This is a genomic window from Microbacterium sp. ZW T5_56 (assembly GCF_044987425.1).
Lineage (GTDB): Bacteria > Actinomycetota > Actinomycetes > Actinomycetales > Microbacteriaceae > Microbacterium.
Genome location: NZ_JBJDRI010000016.1, coordinates 57,510 through 69,445 on the forward strand (window position 1 = coordinate 57,510; position 11,936 = coordinate 69,445).

At 66.4% G+C, this 11,936-nt stretch carries 18 protein-coding genes and 1 tRNA gene; 11 read left to right on the top strand and 8 right to left on the bottom strand.

Annotated features, from left to right (window positions below; genetic code table 11):
* Positions 1–41 precede the first annotated feature (41 nt).
* Positions 42–254, bottom strand: a complete 213-nt coding sequence (locus ACI3KU_RS09680; RefSeq protein ID WP_404922105.1) for a hypothetical protein — start codon at positions 252–254, stop codon at positions 42–44.
* Positions 255–264: 10 nt separating this feature from the next.
* Between ACI3KU_RS09680 and ACI3KU_RS09685 the strand changes: the two genes are divergently transcribed.
* Positions 265–645, top strand: coding sequence for a hypothetical protein (locus ACI3KU_RS09685; RefSeq protein WP_404922106.1), 381 nt, complete (start codon positions 265–267; stop codon positions 643–645).
* 27 nt (positions 646–672) lie between these two features.
* Here the strand turns inward: ACI3KU_RS09685 and xerC are convergent, their stop codons facing one another.
* The 4 genes from xerC to ACI3KU_RS09705 form a co-directional block, all read right to left on the bottom strand.
* The gene (gene xerC, locus ACI3KU_RS09690) at positions 673–1,875 is read right to left on the bottom strand and encodes a tyrosine recombinase XerC (protein ID WP_404922107.1); all 1,203 of its coding nucleotides are present in this window, start codon (positions 1,873–1,875) and stop codon (positions 673–675) included.
* Entirely contained in the window at positions 1,875–2,093 is a 219-nt protein-coding gene (locus tag ACI3KU_RS09695; RefSeq protein ID WP_404922108.1) for a helix-turn-helix domain-containing protein, read from the bottom strand. The genes xerC and ACI3KU_RS09695 overlap by 1 nt, the downstream gene beginning before the upstream one ends.
* A 195-nt stretch (positions 2,094–2,288) precedes the next feature.
* Positions 2,289–2,363 (bottom strand) — tRNA-Ile (locus ACI3KU_RS09700).
* 28 nt (positions 2,364–2,391) lie between these two features.
* A complete protein-coding gene (locus ACI3KU_RS09705; protein WP_404922139.1) occupies positions 2,392–3,552 on the bottom strand; it encodes a DMT family transporter in 1,161 nt (386 codons plus the stop codon).
* A 46-nt stretch (positions 3,553–3,598) separates the two neighbouring features.
* Here ACI3KU_RS09705 and def point away from each other — a divergent pair, with 46 nt between their 5' ends.
* From def to ACI3KU_RS09730, 5 genes are all read left to right on the top strand, one after another.
* Positions 3,599–4,165 (top strand): peptide deformylase, encoded by a 567-nt coding sequence (gene def, locus ACI3KU_RS09710; protein WP_404922109.1) that lies wholly within the window; start codon positions 3,599–3,601, stop codon positions 4,163–4,165.
* Positions 4,166–4,308: 143 nt separating this feature from the next.
* Positions 4,309–4,803 (top strand): septum formation family protein, encoded by a 495-nt coding sequence (locus tag ACI3KU_RS09715; protein ID WP_404922110.1) that lies wholly within the window; start codon positions 4,309–4,311, stop codon positions 4,801–4,803.
* 235 nt (positions 4,804–5,038) lie between these two features.
* On the top strand, positions 5,039–5,377 hold the full coding sequence (locus ACI3KU_RS09720) for an ATP-dependent DNA ligase (protein WP_404922111.1): 339 nt from the start codon (positions 5,039–5,041) through the stop codon (positions 5,375–5,377).
* 2 nt (positions 5,378–5,379) lie between these two features.
* A complete protein-coding gene (locus tag ACI3KU_RS09725; protein WP_404922112.1) occupies positions 5,380–5,757 on the top strand; it encodes a hypothetical protein in 378 nt (125 codons plus the stop codon).
* Positions 5,754–5,954, top strand: coding sequence for a hypothetical protein (locus ACI3KU_RS09730; protein WP_404922113.1), 201 nt, complete (start codon positions 5,754–5,756; stop codon positions 5,952–5,954). The genes ACI3KU_RS09725 and ACI3KU_RS09730 overlap by 4 nt, the downstream gene beginning before the upstream one ends.
* Positions 5,955–6,029: 75 nt before the next feature.
* Here ACI3KU_RS09730 and ACI3KU_RS09735 read toward each other — a convergent pair whose 3' ends face one another.
* Positions 6,030–6,911 carry an SDR family oxidoreductase gene (locus ACI3KU_RS09735; RefSeq protein WP_404922114.1) on the bottom strand — a complete coding sequence of 294 codons (882 nt, stop codon included), beginning with the start codon at positions 6,909–6,911 and terminating at the stop codon, positions 6,030–6,032.
* Positions 6,912–7,152: 241 nt separating this feature from the next.
* Here ACI3KU_RS09735 and ACI3KU_RS09740 point away from each other — a divergent pair, with 241 nt between their 5' ends.
* A complete protein-coding gene (locus ACI3KU_RS09740; protein WP_404922115.1) occupies positions 7,153–7,440 on the top strand; it encodes a stress protein in 288 nt (95 codons plus the stop codon).
* Between the two features lie 65 nt (positions 7,441–7,505).
* Here the strand turns inward: ACI3KU_RS09740 and ACI3KU_RS09745 are convergent, their stop codons facing one another.
* On the bottom strand, positions 7,506–7,766 hold the full coding sequence (locus tag ACI3KU_RS09745) for a hypothetical protein (protein ID WP_404922116.1): 261 nt from the start codon (positions 7,764–7,766) through the stop codon (positions 7,506–7,508).
* A gap of 133 nt (positions 7,767–7,899) precedes the next feature.
* Positions 7,900–9,840 (bottom strand): heavy metal translocating P-type ATPase, encoded by a 1,941-nt coding sequence (locus tag ACI3KU_RS09750; RefSeq protein ID WP_404922117.1) that lies wholly within the window; start codon positions 9,838–9,840, stop codon positions 7,900–7,902.
* Between the two features lie 39 nt (positions 9,841–9,879).
* Between ACI3KU_RS09750 and ACI3KU_RS09755 the strand changes: the two genes are divergently transcribed.
* From ACI3KU_RS09755 to ACI3KU_RS09770, 4 genes are all read left to right on the top strand, one after another.
* Positions 9,880–10,104 carry a hypothetical protein gene (locus ACI3KU_RS09755; RefSeq protein ID WP_404922118.1) on the top strand — a complete coding sequence of 75 codons (225 nt, stop codon included), beginning with the start codon at positions 9,880–9,882 and terminating at the stop codon, positions 10,102–10,104.
* Between the two features lie 118 nt (positions 10,105–10,222).
* Positions 10,223–10,642: a DUF6153 family protein gene (locus ACI3KU_RS09760; protein ID WP_404922119.1), complete on the top strand. Its 420-nt coding sequence runs from the start codon at positions 10,223–10,225 to the stop codon at positions 10,640–10,642.
* Between the two features lie 64 nt (positions 10,643–10,706).
* A complete protein-coding gene (locus ACI3KU_RS09765) occupies positions 10,707–11,291 on the top strand; it encodes a DUF305 domain-containing protein (protein WP_404922120.1) in 585 nt (194 codons plus the stop codon).
* A gap of 120 nt (positions 11,292–11,411) precedes the next feature.
* A complete protein-coding gene (locus ACI3KU_RS09770; protein WP_404922121.1) occupies positions 11,412–11,900 on the top strand; it encodes a ferritin-like domain-containing protein in 489 nt (162 codons plus the stop codon).
* Positions 11,901–11,936 lie beyond the last annotated feature (36 nt).

Consider the following 11,936-nt stretch of genomic DNA (forward strand, 5'->3'; position numbering starts at 1 on the left):
GAGTCACCGGCCACAGTGCGACGGTCTCCTCCCCACGAACGTCATCCTGTGTCAGAGGGATAGGTGTACGGGTCGAATTCCTCGCCGGCATCCAGGAGGTCCTGCAGCGACGCGCCCACATCGACCACTCGCCTTGTCGAGCGGTCGACGATGATCGGGTACACCTGGTTCGGCCACCGCCCCTTCGCCGCGGTCGACAGAGTGAGCCCCTCCCACGGCTGCCGCGCCTCAGACCCGGCCTGCACCCATGGCATCGGGTGAGGGGTGAACCCGTCGGGCAGGGCCAGCGGTCTTCGCACCCGGGGGCTGATCGTCGGTGGAGCGCAGGCCATCTCTGTCACGCCGGAGGGCTTGACGGTGCTCGACGTCAACGGCGGCTTCGAACCGCTGCCGTCTGGTCAGGCGCTCGTTGAATGGTGGCTCGCGAAGCTGCCGAAGGCGCAAGCGGCAATGCTCAGTGCGCTCCTTGAGGTGTATCCGGAACCTCTCAGTGTCGACGAGCTCGCGGCGCGCACCGGTTACGCCGCAGGGTCTGGATCGTTCGCCAACAACCGTTCGAGGCTCAACGTGGCCGAACTCATCCACGGAACCCGGGACGCGCTGTACGCCGCGGACACTCTCGGCATCGCCAGTCGTCAGCGGTAACAGGAATTGCCCGCGTGACGGGTGTGGCTACTGGGCTGCGCGCTCGCCCAGGATCTCATCCAGGACCTGGGCAGAACCTACTGTGAAGAACGCCTCTCCGAGGTAAGCCTGCTTGGTGGTGCTTGCGTGTGCGTGTCCGAGCAGCTCCTGCGCGTCGATGATGTTCCCGGAGGCGGCTGCGACCAGGGTGGCGGCGGTGCGGCGGAGCAGGTGCGGCGTGAGGTCCGTGGGCTTGAGGCCGGTGACGGCGAGAGCTTCGACGAGGCGCGGATGCTCGCGAAGCTTGATCAGGGCCTTCCTGACCTTCCGTGGATCCAGCGTGTTTCCTCGTCGACCGTGCAGGGCTGGGGACTGCGGCAGTCGGCTTGGGATGGTCTCTTGCGCCGAACGTGCTTCTTGGAGGGTTCGGCATCCGTACTGCGGGAGCTTGATGATTCGTGCCTGATCGCGGGCCTTCAGTTCGTCTTGCCTGATGAGGATGTAGTGCTCGTCCTCGATCATGGTCCCGGTGATGGCGATTGTCCCCGCCTGCAGATCGACGTCCATGTTCCGCAGCGCACACACCTCGGAGATGCGCAGGCCGGATGCGAGCATGAGCTCGACGACCCAGCGGAGGATCCTGGCGCCGGCCGGGCCGCCATGCTTCGCGACACCTGCCTCACGCTCAAGGATCACCTCTCGAAGGACCCATACCTGGGCGACGGAGAGGGCTTTCGGGCGTCCGCGGCGAGGCTTCTTTCGCCGCAGGCTCGCGATCGGGTTGTGGAGGATCGCGTCCAGCTCCACAGCGATTCCGAGCGCGCCGTTGAGGGCGGTTCGAACCTGATGAAGATCTCGGGTCTTGCCGATCTCTTTCAGGATGCCTTTGAGCCGAGCGGGCGTGAGCTCTTTGACAGGGATCGCACCGATGGTGCCTGTCAGGTACTCGGCAGTCGACCGGTAGACCCGCATCGACTGGATTTTCACTTCCTCCTGTCGATCCTCGAGCCACAGGGCGAGGAAGGTCCCCAGCTCGCTGTCGCCGTCAACCACCCTCACTGCGATGGCCAGTTCGTCCGCTTGCTCCTGGAGAAGCTGTTCGACCTTCTCTGGTGACGTCGACGTAGCTGTCAGCCGGCGAACGATACCTGCTGCGCCGCGGGTTCGAGCGCGGCCTCGGAAGCGTCCGTTGACCTCAACGCACTTCACTGATCCGAGCTCGCCGACGCCCAGGGCCGGGCGTCCAGCCATCAGGCGACGTCCTGGACTGGGTCGTCTGCGGTCTCCTGGCTTTCCAGCCAGGCGTCGACGGTGGCGCGGCGGTACTGGATTCGCTTACCCAATCGGATCCACCGGGGGCCCGTCTTGCGACGCGGGCTGCGCCAGTCTTCGAGGGTGCGAACCGGGATCTGCAGGTATTCAGCGAGCTGCTCGGTCGTCATCAGGTCAGGCATGGTGTCAGCGCTCATACCCACCACATGCGCGGCTGCATCCCGTCCGTGTGCATGGTCTGCCCGTAGAACCCCGTACACCCTTCCGTGAAGGGGGTCTGACGGGGCAATAAGTGGACTATTTATGGACACATTGCCGATTCCAGCTAACTGCTGCGACATTGCCACCCTTCCGAGCACCGCGGAATTACGCTGTTCCAGAGGGATAAACGGTAGGGCGGGCGGGACTTGAACCCGCGAATCGTTGGGTTATGAGCCCACTGCCTTAACCAGCTTGGCCACCGCCCCGTATGCGACCAGCCTACCGGGTCGCCGCTCAGCGATCGGGGTTGGAGAAGGGTCGGTCGTGGGATCCGGCGACCGGACGCGGCGCGGGGTCCGCGGCGATCCCGGGATCTGACGCGTTCGCGATGAGGTCATCGGTGCTCGGCAGATCAGCCGCATCCGGCGCATCGAACGACACGGTCGGTCCGGTTGGCGGCGGAACCAGTCGAGAGTCGCCGGCAGGATCACTGCTGCCTCGCGGGATCGGCAGCTCCTGGCTCTCCTCGATCACCTGCGGATGGTATCGGGTGAGTGCGACCACCCCGAGCGTGGCGATCGCGCCGGCGATACCGAAACCGACGTAGATCCACGTGGGAGCCGACGTCGCCTCACCGAGCACCAGTAGGCCGATCAGCACCGCGACGATCGGGTCCACAACGGTCAGCCCCGCGATGACGAGGTCGGGCGGACCGGAGGCGTGCGCAGTCTGCACGAAGTAGCCGCCCAGCAACGTTCCCGCCACGAGCGCGATCAGGCACACCAGCGTGAGCCACTCGAAATCCTGCTCCTGAATGCGCTTCAGCACGACCTTCGCCAGTGTGGCCACGAAGCCGTAGATGATGCCGGCGCCCATGATGTAGAACAGGGCCTTCATGCGGTTGCGCAACAGCACCCACAACCCGCCGAGCACGATGATGACCACCAGGAGGATGCTCAGAACGGTTCCGAGCTGACCATCCGTGACGGGCTTGTCCTCGGCATACATCGCGGCCAGGAAGACGAAGAGGAATGTGCCGCCCACGCACAGACCGATGGCGATCAACGATCGTCGGGTCGGCGTGAACCCCGTGATCCGCGCGTTCAGCAGTGTCGTGATCACGAGCGCGACGGCGCCGAGCGGCTGCACCACGATGAGCGGTGCAAGCCAGATGGCGGCCAGCTGACAGACGATCGCGAGGCCCAGCATCAGCGTGCCGACGATCCAGGAAGGACGAGTCAACAGCTGAGCGAGCTGGCCGCGGCTGAGTCCCCCGGCGGCGTCCTGGCCGCTGAGCTTCTCGACCTTGGAAACACCGCGATGCTGGTATTGCGTGCCCAGCGACATGAACACGGCTCCGGCGAGAGCGAGCGGGATTCCCAACAGGATCTTCGGGTTCTGCAGGAAGCCAATGAGGTCGTTGACGTCTGGCGCGGCCGCAACAGTCCCCCACATCACCCCCTGAGCCTACCTGCTCGGTGCCGCGGACTAGGCTTCTGACGTGGCCGTACTTCCGATTCGCATCATGGGCGATCCCGTCCTCCATGCCCCCGCTTCCCCCGTCGGCGAGATCACCGATGACGTTCGCACCCTCGTCGCCGACATGTTCGAGACGATGGACCTCGCCCCCGGCGTCGGGCTCGCCGCTCCCCAGGTCGGGGTGGCGCTACGCATCTACGTCTATTCCTACGAGGACGACGAAGGCCAGCCCTGGCGCGGCGAGATCATCAACCCCGAGCTGTGGATGGTGTCGCCGGAACCGGGCGCACCGGATCCCGACGAGGAATCCGAGGGATGCCTCTCTGTTCCGGGCGAGCGATTCCCCCTTCGTCGTTCGGATCGCGTCCGCGTCACGGGCATTGACCTCGCCGGTACACCGGTCAGCATCGATGTCAGCGGCTGGCGGGCGCGGATCATGCAGCACGAGTTCGACCACCTGGACGGCGTGCTGTACGTGGACCGCATCGACGACGGTGACTGGAAGAGCGTGCAGAAGATCGCAAAGAAGCGCGGTTGGGGTCGCACGGTGACCAGTTGGACGCCCGGAGTCGACGGTTTCGAGTCGTAATGCACAAATGAGCGCCGTCAGTGATTACCGCTCTGGGCGGACGCTCAGGTAACATTTTTTCATTCGCCGGACTCGCACCCGGTGTTCTGCACGCGCACTCTCTGTCCCGGATGGTGCGCTCCAACATCTCGTGGGGAGAACGCATGAAGACCACCGCAGCGCGCCGCACTCTGGCCGCAGCATTCGCCATCGCCGCCGCTGTCAGCCTGACCGGCTGCAGCATGTTCGCACCGAGCGCCACGCGCGACGAAGACGGCGAGATCACTGAGGCCGGCCAGCAGGACGCCTTCAGCCTCAAGATCGGTGACTGCCTGCTCGCGCAGGAGGCCACCACGATCACCGAGGTTCCGGCTGTGCCGTGTGACCAGGAGCACGACGAAGAGGTGTACTTCCTCTTCGACATGGAGGGCACCGATTTCCCGGGCGACGACGCGATCGCAGCCGCCGCCTCCGAGAAGTGTGAGGCGGAGTTCGCGACCTACATCGGTCTCGACTCCGCGACCTCCAAGTACGAGTGGTACCCGATCACCCCGACCACCGAGTCGTGGACGCAGGGCAGCGACCGGGAGGTGGACTGCGTGGCATACGCGGACGACCTCTCGAAGATCACCGGATCGCTCAAGGGCATCAACCAGTAAGCACGTCAAGACGAAGCGGGCGCGGTCTTCGGACCGCGCCCGCTTCGTCGTTTCCTCCTGATCATGTGAATATTCTCAGGGTTCCTGAGTTCTCGCACCGACCAGCGTTTTGTGCCATGCACACGCCGCAGATCGCGCCTCCCCTCTGGCTGGGTCGAGGACGGTGTGCCACCGTGGAAACAGTTCGTCATTCGTCAGAAAGACGGCCAACCCCCCAACGGATCGAGGAGCACTTATGGGTAAGTTCTTCTATTCAGACAGCGCCAAAGTCGACATCGAGGACCGAGCGCTTGCCCACCTGCAGATGGTCATTGGAACCAAGCTGCGTCGCGGCGAGGCGTTCCATTTCACCTGGCGTGAGGACGCCAGTCTCGGCGACGGACGCACAAGCGTGTGGATGCACGCGTCGATTCCCGTGGTGTATCGCTTCAGCGGGAGCCGACGCCCGCAGCTGAACCCCGAATGGCTCGACGCCCTCACCTACACCGCGAACTCCCCCACGGGCCTGCACCTGGTGCCAGAGCCGCAGAACTCCGGCGCCAGCACAGGCACGATTCGAACGATGAGAGGCTGATCATGGGTGTTCTCTTCTACGGCGGCCCCGCCGCACCGATCGAGATCGAGGATCGGACACTTGCCCACCTGAAACTCGTGTTGACGGCGAAACTGCGCCGGGGCGAGAGCTTCACGCTGTCCTGGGTTCACCCGGAGGGTCAGCCCGGCGGGCGCAGCACCCTGTGGCTGCACCCGTCGATCCCGCTGCGGTTCGTGTTCGACGACCCGAACCCGGCGGACATCAGCCCCGAGTGGATTGATCAACTCGCCCACTCAGCTCACTCGACGGGTGGCATCCGCCTCACGGCCGAGCCGTTCCACGAACCGTCAGCCGCGGGCAACGAATGGCCCGCCAACAAGGCGACAACTCCGCTCGCGAGGCAGGAGGTACAGGCATGACTCCCGAGATCCACGAATGGTGGCCGAGTCTGTCGATTCAGGCGAAGCACGCGCTTCGGGCCCTGGATGACGAGGCCATCCCTGCACGGGTGCGCGACGAGATCGCCGACATCACCGGAACGGTCGTTCCCGAGGAGGCACGACTGGAGCCGGCGGATGCGGAGTTCATCCGTACACAGCGCGAGATCGTCGACTGACGATCCCCAGCGGACATACACGGAGGGTGGGGCAGCCGCTGTGCAGCCCCACCCTCCGCTCATTGCCGATTGCCGTTACAGGTGCTTGCCGCCCGTCACGGCCAGAATCGTGCCAGACACGTAAGACGCGTCCTCCGACGCCAGGTATACGTACGCCCCGGCCAGCTCCGCGGGCTGTCCGGCCCGACCGAGCGGCGTGTCCTGCCCGAACTTCGGCAGCTTGTCCGGCCAGCCGGTCGCCGGGATCAGCGGCGTCCAGATCGGGCCCGGCGCCACGCCGTTCACCCGGATGCCGGACGGACCCTGCTGCTGCGCCAGCGCCTGCACGAACGCGGCAAGCGCGGCCTTCGTCATGGCGTAATCGAGCAGGCCCGGCGACGGCGAGAACGCCTGGATCGATGTCGTGACGATCACGGACGAACCGGGTTCCATCTCCGGCAGCGCCGTGCGCGCCATCCAGAACGGGGCGTAGAGGTTCGTGTGCATGACCCGATCGAATTCGCTCGTCTCGATCGCCGCGTCGTCGTCTCGCTGCTTCTGGTAGGCCGCGTTGAGGACGAGGATGTCGATGCCGCCGAGCGCGGCTCGAGCGTCTTCGACGACTCTCGTCGCGGCCTCTTCTGTCGTGATGTCGGCCGGCAGCAGAACGGCGGTCACGCCGGCGTCCTCGATGTGCTTCTGAGTCCTACGGGCGTCCTCTTCCTCTTCGGGGAGGTAGTTGATCGCGACGTCCGCGCCCTCGCGCGCAAACGCGATCGCCACGGCGCGTCCGATGCCGGAGTCACCGCCGGTGATCAGCGCGCGACGTCCGCGCAGGCGATCGGAGCCGCGATAGCTGCTCTCGCCGTGATCGGGACGTGGCACCGTGTCACCGGTGAGGCCGGGCTGATCCTGGTCGTCTGCGGCGAATCCGCCCGTCGTGTACTTGGTCCTGGGGTCGGTCAGTCGGTCAGTCATGCCGGCAGAGTAGGTCGGCTGGAGGGCCGGAATGCAGGGCCTTGACAGCGGAGATCAGGGCCGTCTAACCGTCGGCCAAACAGCGGCAGCGGCAGATTGTTTCACCGACGCTCCACCTTGTGAACCCCCTCCGGTTTCGCCTCGCGAACGCCTTGCATGGAAGCACGGAGACACCAGCCGGACTTCCGGCACGAAACCAGTCTCCCTGAATCCGCCCACCAGGGCGAGGAAAGGAATCATCATGGCTGATCGCGAGAACGAAGGACAGTTCGGAAACCGCTCTGATACTCAGGAGCAGGCCCGCAAGGGCGGCGAGGCGAGCACCGGCAAGTTCGGTGCCGAGAACGGCGCGGATCCGCACGAGGCGGGTCGGCGCGGCGGCGAGGCCAGTACCGGCAAGTTCGGTGCCGAGAACGGTGCCGACCCCCGTGAGGCCGGCCGCCGCGGCGGCGAAGCCAGCGGCGGGCAGTTCGGATCCGAAGGCGGTGCCGACCCGAGCGAGGCCGGCCGCACGGGTGGCCAGCACTGAGATGCACCATCGACACGGAGCGAGGGACGACGCATGGCGTCGTCCCTCGCCTGTTGCTGTGTCGGTCAGATGTGATGCACAATCGTCGCCTCCGCAGCCGCTCCGTGAATGCGTGCCACTCCGGCGAGGAGCACCGACTCCAGGGACGAGAACTGCTGTTTCGACAGACCGCCGAGCAGCCAGATCACCTCATACACGCCGTCGCCCATTCGCTCGACGCATCCGAGGATCGCATCTGCGTTGCCCCGAGGCACGGCGCGATCACTCAGCCGCCAGGTTGATTCATCCAATGACTCCAGAACCAGCTGGTGGACCCCGTCGTTCATCCTTCGCCCTCCTTCGAGCCCCCGCCGCTCCGTGAGAGCGAGCCGTTGCTGAAGTGTGCGGCAAGTAAAAGACTTTCGCCGCGGGGATTGACACAGCGGCCCCGGTCACGGCATAAGCCGCGGCCGGGGATGGTCAGCGGTCAAGGACGGCGCGGGCGACGCGCTCCGGACGCAGGTCCAGACGGCGCAGCAGCTGCGCATTCAGTGCCACCACGATGGTCGACAGCGACATCAGGATCGCGCCCACCGACATCGGGAGCACGAAGCCGATCGGCGCGAGCACACCTGCCGCCAACGGCACGGAGATCAGGTTGTAGCCGGCCGCCCACCACAGGTTCTGCCTCATCTTGCGGTAGGAAGCCCGTGAGAGCTCGATCACCGAGAGCACCGAACGCGGATCATCGCCCGCCAGAATCACCCCAGCGGATGCGATGGCGACATCGGTTCCGGCACCGATCGCCAGGCCCACATCCGCCTGCGCGAGAGCGGGCGCGTCGTTCACACCGTCGCCGACCATCGCCACGCGGCGACCCTCGCGCTGCAGTTCCTGCACCTTCGCTGCTTTGTCCTCGGGACGCACCCCGGCGAACACGCGCTCGACCCCGAGCTCGTGAGCCACCGTGCGGGCCACAGCTTCCGCATCACCTGTGATCATCACGACCTCGATGCCCTGCGACTGCAGTGCTACTACCGCCTCACGCGACTCCGGACGCACCTCGTCCGCCAGCTTCAGTGCGCCGATGACGGCGCCGTCGCGCAACACGTGGAGGATGATCGCGCCATCCGAGCGCCAGCTCTCAGCCACGGGAAGCTCTGTCGCGCTCTCTTCGGTGAGCAGATGCGGCCCGCCGACGCGGATCGTCGAGTCGGCGACCGAGACGGAGACTCCGACGGCGGGCGACGAGGCGAAGTCGCGCGAAGCCGGCACCGTCAAACCTCGCCCCTGCGCCGCGTGCACGATGGCACGCGCCAGCGGGTGCTCACTCGTCGTCTCCGCCGCCGCCGCCAGTGCGAGCACCTCGTCCTCGGTCACTCCGCCGACCAGCTCCACATCCGTCACGACCGGCTCGCCGCGCGTCAGCGTTCCCGTCTTGTCGAAGAGAACAGCGTCCACCGTGCGCATGGTCTCGAGGGCGAGGCGGTCCTTCACCAGCACACCGGCGCGCGCCGCGCGCTCGGTGGCGATGGAGACCACCAGCGGGATTGCCAGACCGAGCGCGTGCGGGCACGCGATCACCAGCACCGTGATCGTGCGGATGACGGCGTCATCACCACGCCCCAGCAGAGTCCAGACGATCGCTGTGATCGCGGCGGCCCCGAGCGCGAACCAGAACAGCCACCCGGCCGCCGTGTCGGCGAGCCGCTGTGCTCGCGATGACGAGTTCCGTGCTTCGGTCACCAGGCGCTGGATCCCGGCGAGCGTGGTGTCGTCGCCGGTGGCGGTGATCTGGATCCGCAGCCCGGAGTCGGTGGCCACGGTTCCGGCTGTGACGACGTCGCCGACGCCGCGCTCCACGGTGCGGGACTCCCCCGTGACCATCGACTCGTCCATCGACGCGTGACCCTCGACGACACGACCGTCGGCCGGCACGCTGCCGCCGGGTCGGACGATCACGATGTCGTCCACGCGAAGGTCGGTCGGTGCGATGCGCACGATCTCGTCGCCTTCGACACGCTCCGCCTCATCGGGCAGCAGCGCTGCCAGGGAGTCGAGCGCGGAGGTCGTCTGCGCCAGCGAACGCATCTCGATCCAGTGCCCGAGCAGCATGATGACGATCAGAAGCGCGAGCTCCCACCAGAAGTCGAGTTCGTGGTGGAGGAGTCCGAGGCTGGCGCCCCACGAAGCGACGAACGCCACCGTGATCGCCAGGGCGATGAGGAGCATCATGCCCGGACGACGAGCACGGATCTCGGCGACGGCTCCCGAGAGGAACGGCTTGCCACCCCAGACGTACATCACCGTGCCGAGGATGGGCGACACCCACGCGAGCCCCGGGATGCTGGGGAGGGTGTAGCCGAGGATCATGGCGAACATGGCCGACAGCGCCACCGTCGGCACGGCAAGCACCAGCATGATCCAGAACAATCGCCGGAACTGTCCGACGTGATCTCCATGGCTCGCGTGACCCGCGTGGCCCGCGTGATCGGCGTGACCTGCGTGACCTGCGTGGTCCTCGTGACCTGCGTGACCTGCGTGGTCCGCGTGATCGCCATGGCCCGCGTGACCCGCGTGCTCTTCGTGACCAGTGCGCGATCGGTCAGCTCCGGTCTGGTCCGGTTCGACGGAATCCGATGCACGGTGCTCGGCGTGGTTCATGTCCACTCCTTCGGCTCATGACCGGCAGAACGAGCCGATCGGAGGCACACGGTGTGCCGCATACCCGTAGGGGGTACTGCTATCATCAACTATCCCCACACGGGTGATATTCCTGTCAAGGCCACAGCGAGGAGGCGATGTGAGCACCGCGTTGCTCCGCTGGCTTCGGCCAGCGCTGCCCGTCCTCGTGCTGCTGACCGTCATCGGGATCCTCGGGATGCATGCGCTGTCCCGAGACCACGCGGCCCACGCCACCACCCCGGGGGCGGCAGCGCACGCCAGCATGGCCGCCGCGAGCGCACAACCCACCGACGTCTCCGCCGGGGCCGCACACGCTGTCGGATCGCGCGCACACGGCACCGCCACGCCTTCGTCTCACCCCGCCGGAGACTCGGATTGCGTGCCGGCGCTGCTGAGCGTCGGGACGCCGATCAGCGCCCCCGCCGCGACTGTGGCGATCGCCCCGCTGGCCCTGTACCGCGTTGGTGCGGAACTGACCGCCCGCGAGATCCCTCCCCCGCGCCCGTCTCTCGTCGTTCTGTCCATCAGTCGGACGTGAGTGCGACCGGGCTGTCTCACGCCCGCTCTCACTCACTCACACCGACTCAGATAGGAACCGAAACATGAAGAAGCACATCGTCGCGCTCGGAATCAGCGCGCTCACCCTTGCCCTGGCCCTCGTCGGCTGCACGGCCACCCCATCCGCCACGCCCACACCGTCCGCGAGCGCGAGTTCATCGATCGGAGCCGCGGACGTCATGTTCGCGACGATGATGATCCCGCATCACCAGCAGGCGGTCCAGATGGCCGACATCATCGCGGGCAAGGTCGACGTTGACCCGCGCGTGGCGGCGCTGGCGGAACGGATCTCGCAGGCGCAGGGCCCGGAGATCGAGCGAATGCAGGGCTGGTTGTCCGCGTGGGGCGTACCGTCCGACACCGCGTCCGGCGATATGGGCGGCATGCACCACGGCATGTCGGGGATGCTCTCCGACGATGACCTCGCCCGCTTGGAGGCTGCTCCGGGGGCGGAGGCGGGGCGGTTGTTCGTGGAGCAGATGATCGCTCATCATGAGGGAGCGATCGAGATGGCGCAGACCGCATTGGATGCGGCGCAGTCGGCCGAGGTGCGCGAGCTGGCGCAGCAGGTGGTCGATGATCAGAGCACCGAGATCGCCGAGATGCGGGAGCTGCTTCGCACCCTGTAACAGGACGGCCGGGCGGGCGACCGCCCGGCCGTCTCTAGCCTTCTGGACAGACCATCGTCAACCCCCGTGCCGTGCGCGCGGGGTGCTCCTAGCGTCAGAGACCTGACGAAAGGGAGGACCATGGTCCAGCAGACACTCGACACCCCCGACCAGCTCATCCACTTCCAGTTGCGTACGGCGCTCACGATGGAGAACGATTCGCTGGCCGCGGTGGAAGAGCTCGCCGGCGCAGCGCGCTCGAGCGAGATCAAGAAGCTCTTCCGTCATCACGCGGACGAGACGCGCGAGCAGATCGAGAACCTCGGCAAGGTGTTCCAGGTTCTTGACCTGAGGCAGAGCACATCGCCGTCGCCGAGCACGAAGGGCATCTCGAAGCAGGCGGGCTCTCTCATCGAGCGGTCGGCTCCAAAGCTCCGTGATCGCGTCGCGCTCAGTGCGGCGCTGGGCAACGAGCACTATGAGATCGCCGCCTATACGTCGTTGATCGTGCCGCTCACTGCTCTGGGTGCTTCTGAGGCCGTGACCCTGCTGCAGGCGAACCTTGATCAGGAGACGCACACCAGCGAGGAGCTGCTGTCCGCACTCCAGAAGCTGGCGGCGGACGGCTGACGCTGCCGTTCGCGGCGCGGGACGCTCCTCACTGGG

Excerpts from the sequence above, each read along its gene's own strand:
- ACI3KU_RS09680 (WP_404922105.1), bottom strand. The coding sequence starts at position 254 with ATGCCATGGGTGCAGGCCGGGTCTGAGGCGCGGCAGCCGTGGGAGGGG.
- xerC (WP_404922107.1), bottom strand. The coding sequence starts at position 1,875 with ATGGCTGGACGCCCGGCCCTGGGCGTCGGCGAGCTCGGATCAGTGAAG.
- ACI3KU_RS09695 (WP_404922108.1), bottom strand. The coding sequence starts at position 2,093 with ATGAGCGCTGACACCATGCCTGACCTGATGACGACCGAGCAGCTCGCT.
- ACI3KU_RS09705 (WP_404922139.1), bottom strand. The coding sequence starts at position 3,552 with ATGTGGGGGACTGTTGCGGCCGCGCCAGACGTCAACGACCTCATTGGC.
- ACI3KU_RS09715 (WP_404922110.1), top strand. The coding sequence starts at position 4,309 with ATGAAGACCACCGCAGCGCGCCGCACTCTGGCCGCAGCATTCGCCATC.
- ACI3KU_RS09720 (WP_404922111.1), top strand. The coding sequence starts at position 5,039 with ATGGGTAAGTTCTTCTATTCAGACAGCGCCAAAGTCGACATCGAGGAC.
- ACI3KU_RS09725 (WP_404922112.1), top strand. The coding sequence starts at position 5,380 with ATGGGTGTTCTCTTCTACGGCGGCCCCGCCGCACCGATCGAGATCGAG.
- ACI3KU_RS09730 (WP_404922113.1), top strand. The coding sequence starts at position 5,754 with ATGACTCCCGAGATCCACGAATGGTGGCCGAGTCTGTCGATTCAGGCG.
- ACI3KU_RS09735 (WP_404922114.1), bottom strand. The coding sequence starts at position 6,911 with ATGACTGACCGACTGACCGACCCCAGGACCAAGTACACGACGGGCGGA.
- ACI3KU_RS09740 (WP_404922115.1), top strand. The coding sequence starts at position 7,153 with ATGGCTGATCGCGAGAACGAAGGACAGTTCGGAAACCGCTCTGATACT.
- ACI3KU_RS09745 (WP_404922116.1), bottom strand. The coding sequence starts at position 7,766 with ATGAACGACGGGGTCCACCAGCTGGTTCTGGAGTCATTGGATGAATCA.
- ACI3KU_RS09750 (WP_404922117.1), bottom strand. The coding sequence starts at position 9,840 with ATGCTGGTGCTTGCCGTGCCGACGGTGGCGCTGTCGGCCATGTTCGCC.
- ACI3KU_RS09755 (WP_404922118.1), top strand. The coding sequence starts at position 9,880 with ATGGCTCGCGTGACCCGCGTGGCCCGCGTGATCGGCGTGACCTGCGTG.
- ACI3KU_RS09765 (WP_404922120.1), top strand. The coding sequence starts at position 10,707 with ATGAAGAAGCACATCGTCGCGCTCGGAATCAGCGCGCTCACCCTTGCC.
- ACI3KU_RS09770 (WP_404922121.1), top strand. The coding sequence starts at position 11,412 with ATGGTCCAGCAGACACTCGACACCCCCGACCAGCTCATCCACTTCCAG.